Source organism: Acinetobacter entericus (genome assembly GCF_026168575.1).
GTDB classification, from domain to species: domain Bacteria; phylum Pseudomonadota; class Gammaproteobacteria; order Pseudomonadales; family Moraxellaceae; genus Acinetobacter; species Acinetobacter bouvetii.
On the sequence record NZ_JAPEQW010000003.1, the window covers coordinates 34,498 to 54,722 of the forward strand.

The following is a 20,225-nucleotide window of genomic DNA, read 5'->3' on the forward strand; positions in this document are numbered from 1 at the left end:
TGCGGCCTGTTCAATCAACTGTTCATCCTTGGCTTAGGCGCCAGCTTACTGTACAGCCCGCCGCCGCAAAAAGCTTAGGCAGTTCAGAGCGTCAAAAAGAAGTGCATAAAAAAGCGCCCGAAGGCGCTATTTTAGCTCATTTCCTAATGCTGCGGCTTAATGGTACCAGCCGAACAATTTGAAAATATAAGGCGCATAAGTTACCACCAGCAGCGACGGGAATAAAACCATAATCGGCAGGATCCAGCGCTCATAGCGGTAGTAGAAATTGGTATACATTGCTTTGGCTTCCGCATCTGCAGCCCGCACTTCTTCATCGCCAACCGACAGCCGCGTCAGCAAATGATTCAGTGCAACCGGCGGCGAGACATACCCCAGCTCAAACGCCACCAGCACGATCATCCAGAAGTGGATCGGATGAATGCCATTTTCATACGCTACAGGCGCAATGGTTGCCGCCACTAAAATGACTGCGCCAAACGGGTCGGTAGTCATGCCGACAATCGCAAGCAGCAGCGCGATAAAGGCCAAGGAAATATAGATATTGCCCAAATGCGTTGGCAGCAACTCAACAATTTCAGTTCGTTCAATCAGCCCGCCGACACTTGCTGAAAGCGCCATCAGGATAATCAGCGCACCAATATGGCCAACCGTTTCAGAAGAAGCAAACCAAATAGAATTGCTGAAACTGCGGCGGTTGACGCCATGTCCGCCATGCTCGCGCATAAACTCAGAACTTTGCTCATGCTGCAAAGTAATCGCAGCGTGCTTATCAATCGGCTCTTTGATAAAGCGGTCTGCAAACCAGCGGTCAAACATAATATAAGCAATGAGCAGAATTGGCAGCACGACAGGCGCAGTGAATTCATCCATCTGCGTGTCTAGACCATACTTGTAGAAGGCAATCACAATGAAAGTCAGCACAATATAAGGAATCACAGGAATAAAGGCTTTCAGCATGCCGGGCACAGCAACTTTTGGCGAATTGACGCGGAAGCGGGTTTCCGCCAAGAACAGCGAAATGCCTAAGAAAATAAATGCCGTCAGCCAGAAAACATAAATGCCGTGATCAAACAGCTCATCCGAGGTGACATGGCGGCTGTCCAGCATTGAAATCAAAATAATCAGCAAGCATGGACGGATAACTACGCCTAAAGAACCGGACATAGCAGAGACAGCCAAAGCGAATTGACGGCGTGAACCCGAGTTCCAGACTTCCTTATAAATGATCGCGCCGGCTGCAACGACAAAAATACCCGATGCGCCGGTATATGCGGTAGGAATTGCTGCTGCAATTAAAATCAGCCAGGTCAGTGTTTCGGGCGCCAAATTCCACGGACGCAAAATCCCAAGAAACAAATCCATAATACGGGTTTGCGTCAGCAGCATACCCGCCCAGATAAACAGCGCCAAGTTTAAGAAAATGCCGGAGAACTCAACCAATTGGCCCAGGTAAATGCCCTGGCCCATCGGATAATCCATGAAAAATGTAAAAGCGACGCCGGTAATAATGGCCATATAGGCATACAGCGGCACACTCAATAAAGCAAAGCCAATATTGCCTGGACCTGGTTCTTTAACCGCTGGGGTTTTAAAGAATTGGAAAATGCTGATCAGCATGACTATGCCAAATAGCGCCAGCCATAGCCAGTAAATCGCCAGTGTTTCACCTGTCGATTTGACACCTGAATTCAATACAGAATTGAATTGACTGTACACTGAAAAGGTCAGCAGGCCATTACCAATCGCCATAAACAAAGCATAAACTCTGTAATCCAGCTTAGTCGTTGGCGCCCGCAGGCCGATATGATGGAATTTGACCGAAGCCGTAATCGCAGAAACCAGCACCAGCAGCAGTAAAATCAGCACCCGGTTTTCGGAGCCGAATTTAAAAATACCGAAAAAAGTGGTTTCAATCGCGCGGTAGGTGCGGATACTTGGATGGTCATCCAAATATTTCTCCGCTTTGTCGTAAAACTGGTATTTCTCTTCGCACTGCTGTACGCCAGCCTGCACTGATGCGCGTACATCCGCTGCCGATGCTGTACCGAAAATATCAGCAAACTCATCATTGGCATTCTGCTTCATTTGCGCCTGCACCAAAGCGTCCACATTCGGATGGCGGTCACAGTCCGGCTTTACCGGCTCTGCGCGCAGGAATGAATACTGCATGCCAATCGCCTCATTGCCATAGAGGCGTTCGCCTGTACGCAGCAGCTGGCCATGAATCATTTCACCCGTGCCAATAATGAGCGTCAGCAGCAATAAAATTAAAACTACGAAGGTCGAAATCCACTCGTTCCATATGTAACTTAACAGACCCAGTCCCGATCTGCTGTGTTCATTATTTTGCATGAGCTGTCCTATTTTTATTTTTGGCTGCAAAGCACAGAGGCGCTGCATCCTTGTCCTGTCGGCTGGAAAAGATCCTTTCTCCGAGCCTATTGCTTTTTATTCATTTCAAATTTGCATGACTTTTCAGTTTTTGAAAATGACAATATCTATTTTCTTTTATGTTTTAAATGTCAACTTAGTCACTAGTCACCTTAAATTACATTTAAATTCAACCATCAACAGTATTAATCATGCATATAGCGGTCTGCATAATGCTCCATGATTAAATACGCGCTGGCAGCGCCAATTCCCCAAATCACCCCCAGCAGATGCGCCTCAACCAAGACAGGGCTGCCTATCAGCTGCGCAGTTCCTGTACTGCCTACGGTATTTTCCCAAATCAATTTTGCCAAAATAAGAAAAAGCACCAAAGCTGCAAAATTGCGTTCGCGCTTATAAATTAAATGCACGCAGGCGATGGCGGCATAGGCGCCATGCAGCACGCCAGACAACCCCGCATAAGCTTCAATGTCGGGTAAAAAATAGTAAAAACTGAGGCTAATCAAAGGCGGCAGTACAATCAGCAAGGCGGTGAAATGCCATACTGAGGCCCGCGGGAAAATAAACGGCAGGCACATAAAAGCCAGCATATTTAAAAAATAATGCATCCAGCCAACATGCACCCAATGCCCGGTCCAAAGACGCCAAGGCTCTGCGAACAGAACCTGATGCAGATAAAAAAAAGAGTCTTTAAAGATCTGTAGGCAAGCGCAGACAGAGAAAACCGCAGCGATAAAAACAATTTTCCGTTTCAGATAGTGATCTTTCATGCGCACTCCCTGTGTGCGTCCTAAAACAGAAGCCTTAAGAACCTACAGGCAATTCAGGCTTCTGCTGATTCAGATTCATTCACTCTTTGCATCAAACAATTCATCCAAATCTGATGAGTTTCCTGACTCATCCCAGAACTGCTCCATGCCGTCATCCGCTGTGCGTACACCGGTATGTTCTGTCCAATAGCGGTCTGAAATGCCTTTCACCATGGACGCTGCCATACTGTCAATTAATTTGAATTGCGGATTAACCGGCTTTTCATCACTGCGCGCTTGAGCAAAGGTTTTAAGCGCATCACGTATTTTCGCATCATCGCCGCTGGCTTGCGCGGCCACGGCATACATCGCATGCGACAGGCGCACGCCTTTTTTCTCGCCGATTTGCGTCGACTGCTTCAGCGTTTGATACGGATCTGGCTTGCCGTCTCCGGCGCCCGGCAGCAATGTCCAAATTACTGCGCGGGTCGCTTCCGGCGCGCCCCAGAATTTCTCATTATTCAGGCAGGTCATGCCGCGCTCTACCACCGCTGCAATATCTTTCGGCACATTCACAGCGCCGCCCGAGTTAATGTCATTGGTCATAGACTGCAGGCCGCTCAGCATGCCCAGCAGATAAACGGTTTGCTCTATATCGCTGTTCATCTTTGGACAGCTTTCACCTAAAGCTTTCTTGTATTTCTTTTCATAGCGGCTTTGAAAGAGCTGATAGCCTGTATACTGGCGCTGCGCTGCCAGCGCCGCCCAGCGCTTCTGTTCAATGCGGGCGTCCTGCGCCTCAGAGACTTGATTTGCTCTCGATGCGCGCAGGTAACGCAACTCTGAATCCAGCGCTTTTTGCTCCGCGCAAATGCCGGCAGCAGAATACATCAGTACCGCGACACGGGTTGGATCAGCTCCCATATCTTTAGTCGCCATAATGGCTGGGGTCAATGAATTGCCTGAATTGCAGACCATTTCAGCATCATCCATGGCTAAAATAGGCGGTACAATATGATTTTCGGTAAATCCGAGCGCAACATTGGCGCCTGTTTTCACAACCTGTGAACAACCCGATAATAAAGTCGTTGTTATTACTATTGCAGCCATACCCTGGCCTATTTTTTGGACGCTCGACATTTTCCTGTCCTCTATAATTGTGTTTATGTCCATAACGACAAACATATCAGAAGCAATTTCTGAATTAAAGAGTATTTACTCTAATTTAGGACTACACTTTGCCATGAATTCTAAGATGTGAAATTGACTGTTTTTTTATAAGTGCCAAATTTTAGGCAAAAAAAAGCAGCATTGCGACGGTTCAGCACATGCTGCTTATTAAAGGGTAAAGTGCCTAAACACTTAATCTGATGCAAATCGTTCCTTCAGCACCGTTCCTAGCCGTCCTACAACGATCGCTAACACAATTGCTGCTGCCAGAAACATCCAAGTTGGATAATCCATCTTGATCTCCGCTTGCTGTTGGTAAAGATAATGTACATAAAATGGGCGGGCAGCAGATTCAATCTTGTCTGACAATCGGTATATTATGCCAATAATATAAAATTCTGTCTGACAACAGCAATTCAAACCGCACTCAATACATTGTTATTATTTACATTTTTATTATTGAAAAATCTTAAAGTGTCAGACAATCAGATCATTTTGGCCAATACTTTAAAGGATTTCCATTGCCGGAATGGCATTTGATCACACCAGACGATGATCGGTTTTGCGCGTGCATGCTGAAAATAAACCACAATATAGGCCTGATGATCCACGATATGGCTGATATGCGCCCGATGCTGACCGCCCGCCGCGGAGATCGTCCATTCTTTGCCATCAAGGTAATCCAGCCCGGTAATTTTCGGCGCTTTACGGTAAAACAGCAGGTATATGACAGCGCCGAGCAATAAAAAACCGCACCATAATGCAAATGGCAGCAGTTGATGCAAAACCGTCATGAGTACACTGAAAATACACAGCTGAAACAGCAGCGCCAAATAGCTGCGCTGCAGCTGAAAACTGCATTTATCCATGAATATAATGTTTTAGCTTCTGAATAAAAGCTTTCAATTCAGGACGGGGCGGTTCGCTGACTTCCATAAACCAGTCCAGCAGGTCTGGATCTTCCTGTTCAACGAGCTCTGCAAACATTGCTTTTTCAAAAGCATCCGCCTGCAAATAATAATTTTTAACATAGGGATCAAAGTACACATCAATTTCTTTTAAGCCGCGGCGCGCACGATAAATTACTTTACGTTCTTCTAACGTGATTTCATCACTCATCTTATTCCCCAATCATTTTAAATCCCGCGTATTTTACCCCATCCAAAGCGCTTTGTTCGCATCTATTCTGCAAATTGGCGAAATCCGCCAGCAAATCTTCCTGTTTTGAACATTCAGCTCATTGCTGTGCCGCAGCGCTTCTTATAGTTTGTTTGCATATTTATAAAAACAAGGAAGATCACAATGCAGTCAGGCGCTATACGCCCCATCCCTAATATGCTGCCGCGTAAACTGCTGAATGAAGAGCATGAAGCATTCCGCGATACCGTGCGCAAGTTTTATGAAAAAGAAGTCGTGCCGAATATTGCCCGATATGAGCAGCAGCAGCATGTAGACCGGGATTTATGGAATAAGGCCGGTGAATTGGGCCTGCTCTGCACGACGATCTCCGAAGCCTATGGCGGATCGGGCGTTGACCGCCTGTACAGCATGATCTTAATTGAAGAGCAGGCTTATGCCATGGATTCTGCTACCGGTTTTTCGCTGCATTCAGATATTGTCGCCAATTACATCAGCAACTTCGGCAATGAACAGCAAAAGCAGTCTTGGCTGCCGAAAATGGCCAGCGGCGCATGCGTGACCGCCATCGCCATGACGGAACCCGGCACAGGTTCAGATTTGCAAGCCGTCAGAACGTCTGCTGTTTTGGATGGCGATGACTATGTGATTAATGGTTCAAAAATTTTCATTACCAATGGCTACTTATGCGATATGGCGATTGTGGTCTGCAAAACAGGGCACAATGAAAAAGGCTCCGCCAACTTATCACTGATCATGGTGGAAGCCGGCCGCACAGGTTTCAGCAAAGGCAAGCCGTTAAATAAAATCGGCATGAAAGGCCAGGATACCTGCGAGCTTTTTTTCGATAATGTCCGTGTGCCTAAAGAAAACCTGCTCGGCATGGAAGGCATGGGCTTTATGATGCTGATGAAGGAATTGGCCTGGGAACGCATGCTGGTCGCAATTATCTGCCAAGCCGGCGCAGAAGCAGCATTTGCCCATACCGTGCAATACACCAAAGACCGTAAAGCCTTTGGCAAAAGTATATCCAGCTTTCAAAACACCCGCTTCAAGCTGGCGGAGCTGCGTACAGAGATTGATTTCTGCCGCGCCTATTTAGACCGCTGCATGGAGCTTCAGCTTTCAGAAAGCCTCGGCATTGACGCTGCGGCAGCCGCCAAATATAAAATTTCAGAGATGTTTTCTAAAGTTGTCGATGAGTGCCTGCAACTGCATGGCGGCTATGGCTATATGCTGGAATACCCAATTGCCCGCGCCTATATTGATAACCGCGCCAATCGCATCTATGCCGGCACCAATGAAATTATGAAAGAACTGATTTCCCGAAGCCTATAATCATAAAATCAGCCTTCTCATGAAGGCTTTTCTATTCCAGAGGTGCTAAAAACTCAGCAATCAAGTTCACGGCCAATTCCGGGTTTTCTTTATGCGGCATATGATGCAGGCCTGACAGAATATAAAGCGCCGACGGTCCTTGGGTTAATTCCGCAAAGCGTTCAGCCTGTATAGAACTGCCATATTCATCCACCTCGCCATGCAGGACCAAATTTGGACAATACACGCGCTCCAAATATTCAGCTAAATCCCAACCTGCAAACATTGGGTCACACCATGTTTCCGTCCATGCATCCAGCACCCATTGCGCTTTATCTCCATGATATTTCGCCAGCCGATCCAGCTGGCCGGGCTGAGCAAAGCCCTGTTTCGCTTCTTGAATGCCCCGCACCGTTAGATCCTCCAGCATCGACTGCGCAGAAATCGTGATCAGGCCTCTGCATTGATCTGCATAGTCCGCAGCAATGCATGCTGACATTCCGCCGCCTACACTGTGCCCCATGACGATGAAATGCCCTAAAGCCAGCGATGCTGCGACTGCAGCAAAAACCGTTTGTGATTCAGCCGCAATGAAATCTAAATTGGGACGCTGGGAGGCAGCCGAAGACTGGCCGAAACCGGCACGGTCATAGGCATGGACTGTCCGCCCGGTTTTTTCCGACAGCAGCAGAGGAAAATCGCGCCATAAGTCGACACTGCCCAGCGAATCATGCAGCAAAATGATCGGCGCCAATTCTGCATGCAGCTGAACCCATGATTTTATATAGATGCAGCCATAGGCTGTCTGCAAGTCAATGGATTGAATCCTTAATGTCATAATGCTTCCCTAACCAACGCTATAGCGAATATGACAAATATTCTGACAAATTTTAATCTTCAAAACCTGACCTCTCGGGTCATAGATTGAAAGCATTTTCGAATTTATAAATTAAAAAGGGAGCCTTGAGACTCCCTTTAAAATACAAACATACAACGATTAAGAAGCTATTCGAGGCTTAGCAGCGGCCTGAGATGACTTCTTTTTAAACTTCAAAATACGGTCTTCAAAACTGGCCTTTTTAAGCGCTTTACGGTCAGCCAAATAATTATTGGTCACATGCCAAGGCCCGCTTTTGCCTTGTTTTGGCATAGAATCCGCGGCGCGGGCAATATAGCCAGAGCTCAAACTGCCCATCACCGTATCCTGTTCAAGCTGCGTGGCATCCCCTTCCGCAATCACCTGGTCATACTGGTTGGCATCCATATAGTTCAGCAAGCGGCAAATATATTCAGATGCGATATCCACTTTCAGCGTCCACGATGCATTGATGTAGCCAATAATCATCGCCATATTCGGCACATCACTCACCATAATCCCTTGATACAGCATATGCTGCGAAGTATTCAGCGGCTTGCCGTCAATGGAAGCCTGTATGCCGCCTAGGATCTGAATATTCAGCCCTGTGGCCGACACAATAATATCAGCTTCCAGATGCTTGCCGGACTTCAGCAGAATGCCATGTTCAGTAAAGCGCTCAATTTGATCCGTTTCAACACTGGCGCGCCCTTCACGCAGGATTTTAAACAAATCGCCATCAGGCACAACGCATAAACGCTGATCCCAAGGGTTATATGTTGGAGTAAAGTGTTTCATATCCACTTTGCCTTTTAGCTGCAGCTCAATGGATTTCAGTAAAAATTTACGCAGCAATTTCGGCTGCTTCTGCGCAATCGCATAAACAGCCCGCTGTACGCCGATATTGCGGGCGCGCGTTAATTTGTATGCGGCATCTTCAGGCAAGATTTTGCGCATTTTGTCGTAAATCATATCTACAGATGGAATAGACGCAATATAAGTCGGAGAACGCTGCAGCATGGTCACATGCCCCGCCCCCCCTTTCGCCATAGCAGGCACGAGCGTAATTGCAGTCGCGCCGCTGCCGATGATCACCACCTTCTTTCCGCTGTAATCCAGATTTTCAGGCCAATGCTGCGGATGAATAAACTGGCCTTTAAATTGCGTCTGATTTGGGAAATCAGGCTGAAAACCCTGATCATAATTATAATAGCCAGTGCAGCCCAGCACAAAGTTCGCAATCCATGTTTCTTTTTGCTGCTTGCTGTTTTCAATCTCAACCTGCCACTTGCAGCTGGCAGAATCATAGTTTGCTGATAGCACCCGGTGCTGAAAATGGATTTTTTGCTTTAAATGAAACTCATCTAAAACTTCTGCCAAATAGCCTTTAATAGCGGAACCATCCGCCAAAACACTGGCTTTTTTCCATGGCTTAAAATTAAAGCCAAACGTTGACATGTCAGAGTCAGAACGGATGCCTGGATATTTAAACAGATCCCATGTGCCGCCAAAGCTTTCGCGGCGCTCAATAATTTCAAACGATCTCTGCGGGCAGTTTTTTGCCAAATGCGCGGCAATACCAATACCCGAAATACCGGCACCGACAATCAGAATATCAACATTTTTTTGCATATTGTTCTTTTAACCTGTTTCAACTTTATGATTTTATTAAAGCATAAATTTGACAATACACAATGTCAAGTTTATATAAAACAGCGCGTTTTTCTTATCATATTGGGACAAAATAAAAAATTGCCTGACAATCGGGCAATAAAAAAGGCTGGTTTTGCAACCAGCCTTTTAGAACAGCAAACGCTATTCTTGAGCGAAATTAGTTAACTTCGCGATCTACAAGCTCAACGTAAGCCATCGGCGCAGCATCACCTGCGCGGAAGCCCGCTTTAAGCACACGTAGATAACCGCCGTTACGTTCTTTGTAACGAGGGCCAAGAACGGTAAATAATTTACCAACAGTTGCTGCTGAACGAGTACGAGCAAACGCTAAACGGCGGTTTGCTACAGAATCGACTTTAGCTAAAGTGATTAAAGGCTCAGCTACACGACGCAACTCTTTCGCTTTAGGCACAGTTGTTTTAATCAACTCGTGCTCAAACAAAGAGTTTGCCATGTTTTGGAACATCGCTTTACGATGACTGCTTGTACGGCCTAATTTCACACCACTATTACGATGACGCATGGTGATAGTCCTACTTAATTAACGGCTGCGGTAGGCAAAGCGGTCGTCCATGCGTAAACTAGCTGGTGGCCAGTTTTCTAAACGCATGCCGAGCTGCAAGCCCTTCGAAGCTAGAACATCTTTAATCTCAGTCAACGATTTTTTACCTAAGTTAGGAGTTTTTAACAACTCAACTTCAGTGCGTTGAACAAGATCGCCAATGTAGTAAATATTTTCTGCTTTCAAACAGTTAGCAGAACGAACAGTAAGCTCTAGATCATCTACTGGACGAAGCAAGATTGGATCAACTTCTTCACGAGGCTCTTGAGCAACTGGCGCCTGGTCTTTCTGAAGGTCAACGAAAATCGCAATTTGCTGCTGCAAAATAGTCGCAGCTTTGCGGATCGCTTCTTCAGGATCAACAGTACCATTTGTTTCAAGATCAATGATCAATTTATCAAGATCCGTACGCTGTTCTACACGAGCATTTTCAACTGTGTAAGACACGCGCTTGATCGGGCTGTAAGACGCATCCAGCTGCAGGCGGCCCACTGGACGAGTTTCGCCCTCTGGGAAGCGTGAGTCAGAAGTCTCATAGCCGCGGCCTTGAGCAACTTTCAGGCGCATCTTAAGATTGCCTGAGGCACTTAGAGTGCCGATCACATGTTCAGGGTTAACCACTTCAACATTATGAGGTAAACGAAGGTCGGCAGCAGTAACGTCGCCAGGACCTTGTTTTTCCAATGTCAAATAAGCTTCATTTTGATCGAACAGCTTAATAGACAATCCTTTCAGGTTCAGCAAGAGCTCGACGATGTCCTGCTGCAAGCCTTCCAAAGTACTGTACTCGTGCTCGACACCTTCAATTTCAACTTCAACCACAGCAGCGCCAGGTAAAGAAGAAAGTAGGATGCGACGTAAAGCATTGCCCAGAGTGTGGCCAAAACCACGCTCTAAAGGTTCTAGAATAACTTTTGCCGAGGTCCCGCTTGCCGCTTCGACTTTAATCGCTTGCGGTGTTAGAAACTCATTTGCAGTACGCGTCATTATTGCTACCTCAAGGATTATTTAGAATACAATTCTACAATCAAGCTTTCGTTGATTTCAGCAGGTAAATCAGAACGATCTGGTGCAGCTTTAAAAGTACCTTCCAGCTTAGAATGGTCAATTTCCATCCAAGAAGGAATACCACGTTGAGCGGCTAATTCAACTGCGTTTTTGATACGCAATTGCTGTTTAGCGCCTTCGTGAACTGCAATCACGTCACCCGCTTTAACTTGGATAGACGCGATGTTAACGCGGCGGCCATTTAAAGTGATTGAACGGTGAGATACCAGCTGACGAGCTTCTGCACGTGTAGAACCAAAACCCATGCGATAAACAACGTTATCCAGGCGGCTTTCAAGCAATTTCAACAAGTTTTCACCTGTTGCGCCTTTAACACGAGCAGCTTCTTTGTAGTAGTTACTAAATTGACGCTCTAAAACACCGTACATGCGACGTACTTTTTGTTTTTCACGTAATTGTAGTGAATACTCAGACTGTTTTCCGCCACGAGCTCCGCCATGCTGGCCAGGAGCTTTAGCAGCTTTTTTAGTTTTGACGTCAAAAGGTTTAACGCCAGATTTTAATTGCAGGTCTGTCCCTTCGCGGCGAGAGAGTTTGCATTTTGGACCAATATAACGAGCCATGAATGTTTCTCCTTACACGCGACGTTTTTTAGGTGGACGGCAACCGTTGTGCGGGATTGGCGTCACATCGGTAATGCTGTTAATTTTATAACCCACTGCACCTAAAGCACGAACCGCAGATTCACGACCAGGACCAGGACCTTTTACAAGGACGTCCAAGTTTTTCAAACCGTAGTCTAAAGCAGCTTTACCAGCAACTTCAGCAGCTACCTGAGCAGCAAACGGAGTTGATTTACGTGATCCACGGAAGCCTTGTCCACCAGAGGTAGCCCAAGCCAGTGCATTACCTTGACGATCGGTAATAGTCACAATGGTGTTATTAAAAGAAGCGTGAATGTGTGCAACACCTTCAGAGACGGTACGAGTGACCTTCTTGCGTGTGCGAGTATCTTTAGCCATCTTTTAGCTTCCAGAAATCTTATTTCTTAATTGGTTTGCGCGGACCTTTACGGGTACGTGCGTTAGTTTTGGTGCGTTGACCGCGGACAGGCAAGCTGCGACGATGACGAAGACCGCGGTAGCAGCCTAAATCCATTAAACGTTTGATGTTCATGGAAATTTCGCGACGCAAGTCACCTTCGGTCGGAACCTTAGCAACTTCTGCACGAATCGCATCAAGCTGAGCGTCGTCTAATTCACGGATCTTAGTAGTAGTAGCGATGCCAGCAGCAGCTAAGATGTTCTTAGCAGTGTGACGGCCAATACCGAAGATATACGTGAGAGAGATAACAGCATGCTTGTTATCCGGAATGTTTACACCGGCAATACGAGCCATTCAATTTTCTCCAAAAAGGCAGTTAAGACAATCAACCGCCCCACAAAAATCTTGAGGGGCGGATAATAACCTAATTAGCCTACTGAAATCAACAGGTCTTGATCAGATTAACCTTGACGCTGCTTATGACGAGGTTCTGCGCTGCAAATTACGCGAATAACCCCATTACGACGGATAACTTTACAGCTACCACAAATTTTCTTTACAGAAGCTTGTACTTTCATGATGAAACCTCTAAGTGCGCTTATCCCTTAGGATGAGCAGTCGTTTTTCTCATTAACGATCGATTGTCGTACTGATGCGAAGTCAAATGGGCTTGAAGCTGAGCCATGAAGTCCATAACAACCACCACAACGATCAGTAAAGATGTTCCGCCTAAGCTGAATGGAATGCCAAACGAGCTTTGCAAGATCATCGGCATTAAACAGATGATTGTGATGTAAATCGCACCGATAAACGTCAACCGGTTGAGAATATGATCTAAGTAACGAGCAGTTTGCTCTCCTGGACGAATACCCGGCACATAAGCTCCGCTGCGTTTAAGGTTCTCTGACACTTCTTTTGGGCTAAAAACCAGCGCAGTATAGAAATAACAGAAGAAGATAATTAACGCACCAAAGAGCACCAAATATAACGGCTGTCCAGGTGACAATACGAGCGCCAAATCTTGCAGGCTTCGCTTGATAACTCCAGCATTCGGATCAGCGCTTCCTACCCACTGGCCTAAGCTCGCAGGGAACAAAAGCAATGAGCTGGCAAAAATTGCCGGAATTACACCCGCCATATTAATCTTTAATGGCAAATGTGACTGCTGAGCAGAAAATACGCGGCGGCCTTGCTGCTTTTGCGCATAGTTTACTGGGATGCGACGCTGCGCCTTCTCAATAAACACAATCGCAGCCAGCACAGCTAAGGACAGCAGGCCAAAAATAGCCAGCCCAATTAAGCTGGTTTGACCATTGTCTGTAGAGGATAAAGACCGCAGAACTAAGTTCGGCAGGCCTGCAACAATACCGGCGAAGATGATCATGGAAATACCATTCCCTACTCCGCGTTCAGTAATTTGCTCACCCAGCCACATCAGGAACATTGTCCCTGCCACCAGTGAAGTGACTGCTGGAACGTAGAAGGCCAAACCAGAGTTCAAGGTAATCCCTTGACTGATTAAGCCTGCACACATTCCGACAGCCTGCACGAGTGCAAGAAACAGCGTGCCTTGACGCGTATACTGATTAATCTTGCGCTTGCCCTGTTCACCTTCTTTTTTCAAAGCTTCAAGTGACGGAATCACTGTAGACATCAGCTGCACAATAATAGACGCTGAAATATACGGCATGATTCCCAAAGCAAGAATTGACATCCGCTCTAATGCGCCGCCAGAAAACATGTTAAACAAACCAAGGATTGTCCCCTGGTTTGCATTAAACAGATTTTCTAGAGCCGCATTATTAATGCCCGGCACTGGAATATGCGCTCCTAGCCGAAAAACCAGCAAAGCACCAATGAGGAACATCATTCGGCGTATGATTTCACGGTATTTCACATGAAACGGCTGACCTTTCATCATATTGACATGACCTGAAGAACTAGGAGTCATAGACACTGGGAATTACTCCTCGACTTTACCGCCAGCAGCTTCAACAGCAGCTTTAGCGCCTTTAGTCAATGCAACACCTTGAACAGTGAAAGCTCGAGTAATTTCACCAGAAAGTACGATACGTGCACGAAGCATATCTTTACGTACAACATTCGCAGCTTTTAAAGTTTCAAGTGAAACAAGATCACCTTCAACTTTAGCAAGTTCTGATAAACGTACTTCAGCAGTTTTCAAAGCCAACTGGCTAGTGAAACCGAACTTAGGCAAACGGCGATATAGCGCAGTTTGACCGCCTTCGAAACCAGGACGTGTACCACCGCTCTTACGTGAGTTTTGACCTTTGACACCACGGCCACCAGTCTTACCAACGCCAGAACCGATACCACGGCCTAGACGAAGGTTGTCACGCTTAGCGCCTTCTGCTGGCGCAATTGTATTTAAACGCAGAGTCATGGCTTATTCCTCTACACTAACCATATAGTAGACTTGGTTGATCATACCGCGGTTAGAAGGTGTATCTTGAACTTCTACAGTATGACCAATACGACGCAGACCTAAACCTTTAAGGCTAAGCTTGTGATTTTTCAAGCGGTGCGATGAAGATTTAGTCTGGGTAACTTTAATCGTTTTCATGATTGATTACCCTTGAATTTGTTCTACAGAAAGACCGCGTTTAGCAGCAACTTTCTCTGGAGAAGTCATATCGCGCAGACCGTTAAAAGTCGCATTTACAACGTTCGCAGCGTTTGTAGAACCATAACATTTTGTCAACACGTTACGTACGCCAACAGCTTCTAAAACTGCACGCATAGCGCCACCAGCGATTACACCAGTACCTTCAGAAGCAGGCTGCATGTAAACACGGCTAGCACCGTGACGAGCATTAATAGGATGCTGAACAGTACCGTCAACAAGATCAACAGTAATCATGTTGCGACGAGCAGCTTCAAGCGCTTTAGAAATAGCAGCCGGAACTTCACGCGCTTTACCGCGACCAAAACCTACGCGACCATTACCATCACCTACCACAGTCAATGCTGTGAAAGAGAAGATACGACCACCCTTAACAACTTTGGCTACACGATCAACGGCAACCAGCTTTTCAACAAGACCTTCGTTTTGTTCAACTTTAGCCATGATTAGAACTCCAAGCCGTTTTCACGAGCAGCATCAGCCAAGGCTTTGATACGACCATGATATTTAAAACCAGAACGGTCAAATGCAACTTTAGTAACGCCAGCTGCTTTAGCACGTTCGGCGATTAAAGCACCTACTTTTTGAGCTGCTTCAACATTACCAGTTGTACCAGCACGTAGAGTAGCGTCTAAAGTAGAAGCTTGCGCTAATACTTTGCCACCATCTGCTGAAATAACTTGAGCATAGATGTGACGCGGAGTGCGGTTTACACACAAACGAGTCGCACCCAATGCACGGATGTGCAAGCGTGTGCTTTTCGCACGACGCAAACGGGTTTGTTTCTTTTCGTTCATAAGAACCTCGCGCCTTATTTCTTCTTAGCTTCTTTACGAAGTACAACTTCGTCAGAATAACGAACACCTTTACCTTTATAAGGCTCTGGCGGACGGTAACCACGGATTTCTGCAGCAACTTGACCCAAAGCAGCTTTATCAGCTGATTTAAGCACGATTTCTGTTGCAGTCGGAGTTTCAGCAGTTACACCTTCTGGAAGGTTGTAATCGATCGGGTGAGAGAAACCAAGGTTAAGGTTAACAACATTACCTTTAACCGCAGCTTTATAACCTACACCGATAAGCTGCAACTTACGTTCGAAGCCTTCGCTAACACCTTTTACAAGGTTGTTTAACACAGCGCGAGCAGTACCAGCTTGCATCCAAGCGTCTTTCGACTCAGCTTTTGGAGCAATCGCTAAAATACCGTCTTCCTGTTTAAGCTCGACCAGCGCATGCAGGTTGAAAGACAACGTACCTTTGCTGCCTTTCACTTCGACCTGCCGGCCGTTCTGAGTAACTGTTACACCGTTAGGTACAGTTACTGGGGCTTTAGCCACACGAGACATGAGGAATCACCTATTAAGAAACAAAAGCAATAACTTCACCACCGATACCTGCAGCACGTGCAGCGCGATCAGTCATGATGCCTTTGCTTGTAGAAACAATTGCAATACCCAAACCTTGCTTAACGCTCGGAAGTGCATCTTTACCGCGGTATTGGCGAAGGCCTGGACGGCTTACGCGCTTAACAGTATCGATTACTGGCTTGCCTTCGAAATATTTTAAAGTAATAGTCAAAGTAGCTTTGCCTTCATTGTCAGCAACTTCTACATTTGAAATATAACCTTCTTGTTGAAGTACGTTCGCAATCGCAACTTTCAACTTAGAATTTGGCATAGAAACAGTTTGTTTCTTCGCCATTTGTGCGTTACGAACACGTGTTAGCATGTCGGCAACGGTATCTTGCATACTCATATATTGCTCCTTACCAGCTTGCCTTAACAACGCCCGGTACATCACCTTGCATTACTGTTTCACGCAGTTTGTTGCGGCTTAAGCCGAACTTGCGGAAAAAGCCATGAGGACGACCAGTTAAACCACAACGGTTACGCAGACGTACTGGAGATGCATTACGTGGTAATGCTTGAAATTTCATCATCGCTTCGAAACGTTCTTCGTCTGATGCATTTACGTTTGCAATAATTGCTTTTAATTCAGCACGTTTTGCAGCGTATTTAGCAACAGTTTTTTCGCGTTTCAATTCGCGATTAATCATGCCTTTCTTAGCCATATCGACCTCTTATTTGAACGGGAAGCCGAATGCACGCATAAGCGCACGGCCTTCGTCATCGGTGCGAGCAGTCGTAGTAATGGTAATATCCATACCACGAATACGATCAATCTTATCAAAATCGATTTCAGGGAACATGATTTGTTCCTTGAGACCCATTGAGTAGTTACCACGACCATCGAATGATTTCGCAGAAAAACCGCGGAAGTCACGAATACGAGGGATCGCAATAGAGATCAAACGGTCTAAGAATTCATACATGCGTTCGCCGCGTAAAGTAACTTTACAGCCGATCGGCCAACCATCACGGATTTTAAAACCAGCGATAGATTTGCGCGCTAATGTAAGAACTGGTTTTTGACCAGCAATCGCTTGCATATCAGCAAGAGCACCATCAAGGAGTTTTTTGTCAGCAGACGCTGCGCCAACACCCATGTTGATGGTGATTTTAGTGATGCGAGGGATCTCCATCACATTTTTAACGGCTAAAGTCTCTTGTAACTGAGCTTTAAGTTCGTCGTTGTAACGTGTTTTAAGTCTGGCCATTGCCTATTTCAACCTATTACTTCGCTACCGCCACTGATTCACCATTTGACTTGTAAACGCGAGTTTTCACGCCTTCAGTCACTTGGTAACCAACACGGTCAGCCTTTTGGGTTGCAGCATTAAAAATTGCCACGTTTGAGATGTGAAGCGAAGCTTCCTGTGTAACTACAGCGCCTTCAGCACCTGTTGCACGGTTCGGCTTTTGATGCTTCTTAACCAAGTTAAGGCCTTCAACCATAACACGGTCATTAGAAACAGACAAAACTGTACCTTGTTTGCCTTTTTCTTTACCTGCGATCACAATTACTTGATCGCCTTTTTTAATCTTAGCCATGATCGCCTCTTATAGAACTTCAGGAGCCAGTGAAATAATTTTCATGAACTGTTCAGTACGAAGTTCACGAGTCACTGGTCCGAAAATACGAGTTGCAATCGGCGCTTTGTTGTTGTTCAAAATAACAGCTGCGTTATCATCGAAACGGATAACAGAACCATCTGCACGACGGATGCCGAATTTTGTACGTACAACAACAGCATTCATCACGTCACCTTTTTTAACACGTGCGCGCGGAATAGCTTCTTTTACAGTAACTTTAATAATGTCGCCAACAGAAGCATAACGACGATGTGAACCACCAAGTACTTTAATACATTGTACGCGGCGAGCACCACTGTTGTCTGCTACGTCTAGCATACTTTCGGTTTGAATCATTGCCCTACTCCAAAACCGAGTCGCATCACCGGTCGCAATTTCGAAAGGCTCAAAGAGTACTCGAAATTGACCAATGATGCAACCAGAACGTTAATTACTCAGCTGCAGCTTCAATAACTGAAACTAAAGTCCAAGACTTAGTTTTAGACATTGGGCGGCATTCTTTGATGGTTACAACATCGCCAGTTTTAGCAGTATTGTTCTCATCATGAGCGTGTAATTTAGTTGAACGGCGGATTGATTTGCCATACAACGGGTGTTGAACGCGGCGTTCGATAAGCACAACGATAGACTTGTCCATCTTGTCGCTTACAACTTTGCCGGTTAACGTGCGAACTGTTTGCTCACTCATTGTCCGTTCCCCTGTTTTTCGGTTAGGAGTGTCTTGATGCGAGCAATAGTTTTACGAGTAAGCGCAACTTCGTGCGATTTACCCAATTGACCAGTTGCTTTCGCCATACGAAGACGGAATTGGTTAAGCTGTTGCTCATCAAGCAAAGCTGTCAACTCTTCTACCGACTTTTCACGTAGATCATTAGTTTTCATTACATTACCGTCCGAGTCACGATAGTGGTTTTAAACGGAAGCTTAGCAGCTGCAAGCGTAAACGCTTCGCGAGCCAATTCTTCGCTAACACCATCAATTTCGTACAAGACTTTACCTGGTTTGATTTGGCAAACCCAGTATTCCACAGAACCTTTACCTTTACCCATACGAACTTCTAATGGTTTTTCAGTAATTGGCTTGTCAGGGAAAACACGGATAAAGATCTTACCACCACGCTTAATACGACGGCTGATTGTACGACGCGCTGCTTCAATTTGACGCGCTGTCATTTGGCCGCGCTCAATTGATTTAAGCGCAATAGTACCAAAAGATACAGAGCTACCGCGGTGCGCTAGGCCAGTGTTACGGCCTTTTTGCACTTTACGGAATTTAGTACGTTTAGGTTGCAACATGGATTATTCTCCTTTTTCAGCAGAACGATCATTGCGACGACCACGACGCTCTTGACCTTCACCACGACCGCGACCGCGTTTAGCTGGACGTTCTTCAGCTGGAGCCGGGTTCATGACTTGTTTCATGCCACCCAAGATCTCGCCGCGGAATACCCATACTTTAACGCCGATCGTACCGTAAGTAGTCTCAGCACGCATAGTAGCATAGTCGATGTCAGCACGAAGCGTATGCAAAGGAACACGTCCTTCACGATACCATTCAGTACGAGCAATCTCAGCACCGCCAAGACGGCCTGAAACTTCAACTTTGATACCTTTAGCGCCAGCACGCATAGAGTTTTGCACCGCACGCTTCATAGCGCGGCGGAACATTACGCGTTTTTCCAATTGAGAAGCAATTGCTTCAGCAACTAAACGAGCGTCTAAGTCTGGGCGATCGATTTCGTTGATGCTTACTTGCGCAGGAACACCCATAATGGCTGTTAATTCGCGTTGTAATTTCTCAATGTCTTCGCCTTTTTTACCGATCACGATACCTGGACGGGCAGTGCTAATCGTAATTTTAGCAGCGCCTGTAGGACGTTCGATAAGAATATTGCTGATCATTGCATTCTTAAGTTTTTTAGTTAAAAACTCACGAACTTGAAGATCTTTAAGCAAGTATTCAGCGTATTGTTTCGGACTCGCATACCAGTTGGCGTTATGACGTTTTACAACACCAAGGCGGATACCGATTGGATGAACCTTCTGACCCATATCAAACCCCTACCTTAACGGTAATGTGACAAGTACGCTTAGTAATACGATCTGCACGGCCTTTAGCACGCGGCATAATACGTTTCAGGCTCATGCCTTCATCAACGTAAATCGTAGAAACTTTAAGGTCGTCTACATCTAAACTGTTATTATGTTCAGCGTTTGCAATCGCAGATTCCAATGCTTTTTTAACCAAAACCGCAGCTTTTTTGTTGCTGAAGTTTAAGATATTTAAAGCATGCGCAACAGATTTGCCGCGAATAAGGTCTGCAACCAAACGTGCCTTTTGTGCCGAGATAGCGGCACCGCGTAATTTAGCAGTAACTTCCATCATAGCACCTTAACGTTTAGACTTCTTGTCAACACCGTGACCACGATAGGTACGAGTTGGCGCGAATTCACCTAGTTTGTGACCAACCATGTGTTCAGATACGATCACTGGAACATGGTTACGGCCATTATGGACAGAAATTGTTAAACCAACAAAATCCGGGAGGATCATCGAACGACGCGACCAAGTTTTGATCGGCTTACGGTTATTAGCCGCGATAGCCGCTTCAACCTTAGCGAACAAGTGCGCATCGACGAATGGGCCTTTTTTCAGAGAACGAGGCATTGTCAGATTCC

30 protein-coding genes and 1 pseudogene are annotated in these 20,225 nt (G+C 45.9%); 1 reads left to right on the forward strand and 30 read right to left on the reverse strand.

What is annotated here, in order from left to right:
• Window positions 1-156 precede the first annotated feature (156 nt).
• From OKC24_RS03045 to OKC24_RS03065, 5 genes are all read right to left on the reverse strand, one after another.
• Entirely contained in the window at window positions 157-2,355 is a 2,199-nt protein-coding gene (locus OKC24_RS03045; RefSeq protein ID WP_131276104.1) for a TRAP transporter large permease subunit, read from the reverse strand.
• A gap of 224 nt (window positions 2,356-2,579) precedes the next feature.
• Entirely contained in the window at window positions 2,580-3,164 is a 585-nt protein-coding gene (rrtA, locus tag OKC24_RS03050) for a rhombosortase (protein ID WP_131276105.1), read from the reverse strand.
• A gap of 75 nt (window positions 3,165-3,239) precedes the next feature.
• Window positions 3,240-4,283: a hypothetical protein gene (locus OKC24_RS03055; protein WP_131276106.1), complete on the reverse strand. Its 1,044-nt coding sequence runs from the start codon at window positions 4,281-4,283 to the stop codon at window positions 3,240-3,242.
• A 515-nt stretch (window positions 4,284-4,798) separates the two neighbouring features.
• The gene (locus OKC24_RS03060; protein WP_131276107.1) at window positions 4,799-5,182 is read right to left on the reverse strand and encodes a hypothetical protein; all 384 of its coding nucleotides are present in this window, start codon (window positions 5,180-5,182) and stop codon (window positions 4,799-4,801) included.
• Window positions 5,175-5,432: an FAD assembly factor SdhE gene (locus OKC24_RS03065; RefSeq protein ID WP_131276108.1), complete on the reverse strand. Its 258-nt coding sequence runs from the start codon at window positions 5,430-5,432 to the stop codon at window positions 5,175-5,177. The genes OKC24_RS03060 and OKC24_RS03065 overlap by 8 nt, the downstream gene beginning before the upstream one ends.
• A gap of 183 nt (window positions 5,433-5,615) precedes the next feature.
• Here OKC24_RS03065 and OKC24_RS03070 point away from each other — a divergent pair, with 183 nt between their 5' ends.
• Window positions 5,616-6,788, forward strand: coding sequence for an acyl-CoA dehydrogenase family protein (locus OKC24_RS03070; protein WP_131276109.1), 1,173 nt, complete (start codon window positions 5,616-5,618; stop codon window positions 6,786-6,788).
• A gap of 31 nt (window positions 6,789-6,819) precedes the next feature.
• On the opposite strand, the gene OKC24_RS03075 is transcribed toward OKC24_RS03070, so the two are convergent.
• The 25 genes and pseudogenes from OKC24_RS03075 to rpsS all read right to left on the reverse strand — a co-directional run bounded on the left by OKC24_RS03075 (window position 6,820) and on the right by rpsS (window position 20,214).
• Window positions 6,820-7,605: an alpha/beta fold hydrolase gene (locus OKC24_RS03075; RefSeq protein ID WP_165499128.1), complete on the reverse strand. Its 786-nt coding sequence runs from the start codon at window positions 7,603-7,605 to the stop codon at window positions 6,820-6,822.
• 159 nt (window positions 7,606-7,764) lie between these two features.
• Window positions 7,765-9,255 (reverse strand): flavin-containing monooxygenase, encoded by a 1,491-nt coding sequence (locus OKC24_RS03080; protein WP_130143900.1) that lies wholly within the window; start codon window positions 9,253-9,255, stop codon window positions 7,765-7,767.
• A 199-nt stretch (window positions 9,256-9,454) separates the two neighbouring features.
• Window positions 9,455-9,820, reverse strand: a complete 366-nt coding sequence (rplQ, locus tag OKC24_RS03085; RefSeq protein ID WP_005012953.1) for a 50S ribosomal protein L17 — start codon at window positions 9,818-9,820, stop codon at window positions 9,455-9,457.
• 18 nt (window positions 9,821-9,838) lie between these two features.
• A complete protein-coding gene (locus OKC24_RS03090) occupies window positions 9,839-10,846 on the reverse strand; it encodes a DNA-directed RNA polymerase subunit alpha (RefSeq protein WP_005012955.1) in 1,008 nt (335 codons plus the stop codon).
• A 17-nt stretch (window positions 10,847-10,863) separates the two neighbouring features.
• Window positions 10,864-11,490 (reverse strand): 30S ribosomal protein S4, encoded by a 627-nt coding sequence (rpsD, locus tag OKC24_RS03095; RefSeq protein WP_004691294.1) that lies wholly within the window; start codon window positions 11,488-11,490, stop codon window positions 10,864-10,866.
• Window positions 11,491-11,502: 12 nt separating this feature from the next.
• Window positions 11,503-11,889, reverse strand: coding sequence for a 30S ribosomal protein S11 (gene rpsK, locus OKC24_RS03100; RefSeq protein WP_001040166.1), 387 nt, complete (start codon window positions 11,887-11,889; stop codon window positions 11,503-11,505).
• 19 nt (window positions 11,890-11,908) lie between these two features.
• Window positions 11,909-12,265, reverse strand: coding sequence for a 30S ribosomal protein S13 (gene rpsM / locus OKC24_RS03105; RefSeq protein WP_005012957.1), 357 nt, complete (start codon window positions 12,263-12,265; stop codon window positions 11,909-11,911).
• Window positions 12,266-12,372: 107 nt separating this feature from the next.
• Window positions 12,373-12,489: a 50S ribosomal protein L36 gene (rpmJ, locus tag OKC24_RS03110; RefSeq protein ID WP_000867907.1), complete on the reverse strand. Its 117-nt coding sequence runs from the start codon at window positions 12,487-12,489 to the stop codon at window positions 12,373-12,375.
• Window positions 12,490-12,509: 20 nt separating this feature from the next.
• A complete protein-coding gene (secY, locus tag OKC24_RS03115) occupies window positions 12,510-13,829 on the reverse strand; it encodes a preprotein translocase subunit SecY (protein WP_265464823.1) in 1,320 nt (439 codons plus the stop codon).
• A gap of 45 nt (window positions 13,830-13,874) precedes the next feature.
• A complete protein-coding gene (rplO, locus tag OKC24_RS03120) occupies window positions 13,875-14,315 on the reverse strand; it encodes a 50S ribosomal protein L15 (RefSeq protein WP_005012960.1) in 441 nt (146 codons plus the stop codon).
• Between the two features lie 3 nt (window positions 14,316-14,318).
• Complete coding sequence (rpmD, locus tag OKC24_RS03125) at window positions 14,319-14,495, reverse strand: 50S ribosomal protein L30 (RefSeq protein ID WP_005012961.1); 177 nt, start codon at window positions 14,493-14,495, stop codon at window positions 14,319-14,321.
• Between the two features lie 6 nt (window positions 14,496-14,501).
• Window positions 14,502-14,999: a 30S ribosomal protein S5 gene (gene rpsE / locus OKC24_RS03130; protein WP_005012962.1), complete on the reverse strand. Its 498-nt coding sequence runs from the start codon at window positions 14,997-14,999 to the stop codon at window positions 14,502-14,504.
• A 2-nt stretch (window positions 15,000-15,001) separates the two neighbouring features.
• Entirely contained in the window at window positions 15,002-15,352 is a 351-nt protein-coding gene (rplR, locus tag OKC24_RS03135; protein ID WP_005012963.1) for a 50S ribosomal protein L18, read from the reverse strand.
• 14 nt (window positions 15,353-15,366) lie between these two features.
• Window positions 15,367-15,900 (reverse strand): 50S ribosomal protein L6, encoded by a 534-nt coding sequence (gene rplF / locus OKC24_RS03140; protein ID WP_005012966.1) that lies wholly within the window; start codon window positions 15,898-15,900, stop codon window positions 15,367-15,369.
• Between the two features lie 13 nt (window positions 15,901-15,913).
• Window positions 15,914-16,309 carry a 30S ribosomal protein S8 gene (gene rpsH, locus OKC24_RS03145; RefSeq protein WP_005012969.1) on the reverse strand — a complete coding sequence of 132 codons (396 nt, stop codon included), beginning with the start codon at window positions 16,307-16,309 and terminating at the stop codon, window positions 15,914-15,916.
• A gap of 10 nt (window positions 16,310-16,319) precedes the next feature.
• Complete coding sequence (gene rpsN, locus OKC24_RS03150) at window positions 16,320-16,625, reverse strand: 30S ribosomal protein S14 (RefSeq protein ID WP_005012971.1); 306 nt, start codon at window positions 16,623-16,625, stop codon at window positions 16,320-16,322.
• Between the two features lie 9 nt (window positions 16,626-16,634).
• Complete coding sequence (gene rplE / locus OKC24_RS03155) at window positions 16,635-17,171, reverse strand: 50S ribosomal protein L5 (protein WP_005012973.1); 537 nt, start codon at window positions 17,169-17,171, stop codon at window positions 16,635-16,637.
• 16 nt (window positions 17,172-17,187) lie between these two features.
• Complete coding sequence (rplX, locus tag OKC24_RS03160) at window positions 17,188-17,505, reverse strand: 50S ribosomal protein L24 (RefSeq protein ID WP_005012975.1); 318 nt, start codon at window positions 17,503-17,505, stop codon at window positions 17,188-17,190.
• 9 nt (window positions 17,506-17,514) lie between these two features.
• Window positions 17,515-17,883 (reverse strand): 50S ribosomal protein L14, encoded by a 369-nt coding sequence (gene rplN, locus OKC24_RS03165; RefSeq protein WP_005012978.1) that lies wholly within the window; start codon window positions 17,881-17,883, stop codon window positions 17,515-17,517.
• A gap of 94 nt (window positions 17,884-17,977) precedes the next feature.
• On the reverse strand, window positions 17,978-18,235 hold the full coding sequence (rpsQ, locus tag OKC24_RS03170) for a 30S ribosomal protein S17 (RefSeq protein ID WP_005012981.1): 258 nt from the start codon (window positions 18,233-18,235) through the stop codon (window positions 17,978-17,980).
• A complete protein-coding gene (gene rpmC, locus OKC24_RS03175; protein ID WP_005012982.1) occupies window positions 18,232-18,429 on the reverse strand; it encodes a 50S ribosomal protein L29 in 198 nt (65 codons plus the stop codon). The genes rpsQ and rpmC overlap by 4 nt, the downstream gene beginning before the upstream one ends.
• Window positions 18,429-18,842, reverse strand: a complete 414-nt coding sequence (gene rplP, locus OKC24_RS03180; RefSeq protein ID WP_005012983.1) for a 50S ribosomal protein L16 — start codon at window positions 18,840-18,842, stop codon at window positions 18,429-18,431. Before rplP ends, rpmC begins: the two co-directional genes overlap by 1 nt.
• Window positions 18,782-19,598 (reverse strand): annotated as a pseudogene (gene rpsC, locus OKC24_RS03185) (30S ribosomal protein S3). The gene rplP and the pseudogene rpsC overlap by 61 nt, the downstream one beginning before the upstream one ends.
• 1 nt (window position 19,599) lies before the next feature.
• Entirely contained in the window at window positions 19,600-19,929 is a 330-nt protein-coding gene (gene rplV / locus OKC24_RS03190; RefSeq protein ID WP_001982638.1) for a 50S ribosomal protein L22, read from the reverse strand.
• A 9-nt stretch (window positions 19,930-19,938) separates the two neighbouring features.
• Complete coding sequence (rpsS, locus tag OKC24_RS03195; protein ID WP_004281508.1) at window positions 19,939-20,214, reverse strand: 30S ribosomal protein S19; 276 nt, start codon at window positions 20,212-20,214, stop codon at window positions 19,939-19,941.
• Between the last annotated feature and the right edge of the window lie 11 nt (window positions 20,215-20,225).

Coding starts and splice junctions, on each gene's coding strand:
- OKC24_RS03045 (WP_131276104.1), bottom strand. CDS start 2,355: ATGCAAAATAATGAACACAGCAGATCGGGACTGGGTCTGTTAAGTTAC.
- rrtA (WP_131276105.1), bottom strand. CDS start 3,164: ATGAAAGATCACTATCTGAAACGGAAAATTGTTTTTATCGCTGCGGTT.
- OKC24_RS03055 (WP_131276106.1), bottom strand. CDS start 4,283: ATGTCGAGCGTCCAAAAAATAGGCCAGGGTATGGCTGCAATAGTAATA.
- OKC24_RS03060 (WP_131276107.1), bottom strand. CDS start 5,182: ATGGATAAATGCAGTTTTCAGCTGCAGCGCAGCTATTTGGCGCTGCTG.
- OKC24_RS03065 (WP_131276108.1), bottom strand. CDS start 5,432: ATGAGTGATGAAATCACGTTAGAAGAACGTAAAGTAATTTATCGTGCG.
- OKC24_RS03070 (WP_131276109.1), top strand. CDS start 5,616: ATGCAGTCAGGCGCTATACGCCCCATCCCTAATATGCTGCCGCGTAAA.
- OKC24_RS03075 (WP_165499128.1), bottom strand. CDS start 7,605: ATGACATTAAGGATTCAATCCATTGACTTGCAGACAGCCTATGGCTGC.
- OKC24_RS03080 (WP_130143900.1), bottom strand. CDS start 9,255: ATGCAAAAAAATGTTGATATTCTGATTGTCGGTGCCGGTATTTCGGGT.
- rplQ (WP_005012953.1), bottom strand. CDS start 9,820: ATGCGTCATCGTAATAGTGGTGTGAAATTAGGCCGTACAAGCAGTCAT.
- OKC24_RS03090 (WP_005012955.1), bottom strand. CDS start 10,846: ATGACGCGTACTGCAAATGAGTTTCTAACACCGCAAGCGATTAAAGTC.
- rpsD (WP_004691294.1), bottom strand. CDS start 11,490: ATGGCTCGTTATATTGGTCCAAAATGCAAACTCTCTCGCCGCGAAGGG.
- rpsK (WP_001040166.1), bottom strand. CDS start 11,889: ATGGCTAAAGATACTCGCACACGCAAGAAGGTCACTCGTACCGTCTCT.
- rpsM (WP_005012957.1), bottom strand. CDS start 12,265: ATGGCTCGTATTGCCGGTGTAAACATTCCGGATAACAAGCATGCTGTT.
- rpmJ (WP_000867907.1), bottom strand. CDS start 12,489: ATGAAAGTACAAGCTTCTGTAAAGAAAATTTGTGGTAGCTGTAAAGTT.
- secY (WP_265464823.1), bottom strand. CDS start 13,829: ATGAAAGGTCAGCCGTTTCATGTGAAATACCGTGAAATCATACGCCGA.
- rplO (WP_005012960.1), bottom strand. CDS start 14,315: ATGACTCTGCGTTTAAATACAATTGCGCCAGCAGAAGGCGCTAAGCGT.
- rpmD (WP_005012961.1), bottom strand. CDS start 14,495: ATGAAAACGATTAAAGTTACCCAGACTAAATCTTCATCGCACCGCTTG.
- rpsE (WP_005012962.1), bottom strand. CDS start 14,999: ATGGCTAAAGTTGAACAAAACGAAGGTCTTGTTGAAAAGCTGGTTGCC.
- rplR (WP_005012963.1), bottom strand. CDS start 15,352: ATGAACGAAAAGAAACAAACCCGTTTGCGTCGTGCGAAAAGCACACGC.
- rplF (WP_005012966.1), bottom strand. CDS start 15,900: ATGTCTCGTGTGGCTAAAGCCCCAGTAACTGTACCTAACGGTGTAACA.
- rpsH (WP_005012969.1), bottom strand. CDS start 16,309: ATGAGTATGCAAGATACCGTTGCCGACATGCTAACACGTGTTCGTAAC.
- rpsN (WP_005012971.1), bottom strand. CDS start 16,625: ATGGCTAAGAAAGGCATGATTAATCGCGAATTGAAACGCGAAAAAACT.
- rplE (WP_005012973.1), bottom strand. CDS start 17,171: ATGGCCAGACTTAAAACACGTTACAACGACGAACTTAAAGCTCAGTTA.
- rplX (WP_005012975.1), bottom strand. CDS start 17,505: ATGGCTAAGATTAAAAAAGGCGATCAAGTAATTGTGATCGCAGGTAAA.
- rplN (WP_005012978.1), bottom strand. CDS start 17,883: ATGATTCAAACCGAAAGTATGCTAGACGTAGCAGACAACAGTGGTGCT.
- rpsQ (WP_005012981.1), bottom strand. CDS start 18,235: ATGAGTGAGCAAACAGTTCGCACGTTAACCGGCAAAGTTGTAAGCGAC.
- rpmC (WP_005012982.1), bottom strand. CDS start 18,429: ATGAAAACTAATGATCTACGTGAAAAGTCGGTAGAAGAGTTGACAGCT.
- rplP (WP_005012983.1), bottom strand. CDS start 18,842: ATGTTGCAACCTAAACGTACTAAATTCCGTAAAGTGCAAAAAGGCCGT.
- rplV (WP_001982638.1), bottom strand. CDS start 19,929: ATGGAAGTTACTGCTAAATTACGCGGTGCCGCTATCTCGGCACAAAAG.
- rpsS (WP_004281508.1), bottom strand. CDS start 20,214: ATGCCTCGTTCTCTGAAAAAAGGCCCATTCGTCGATGCGCACTTGTTC.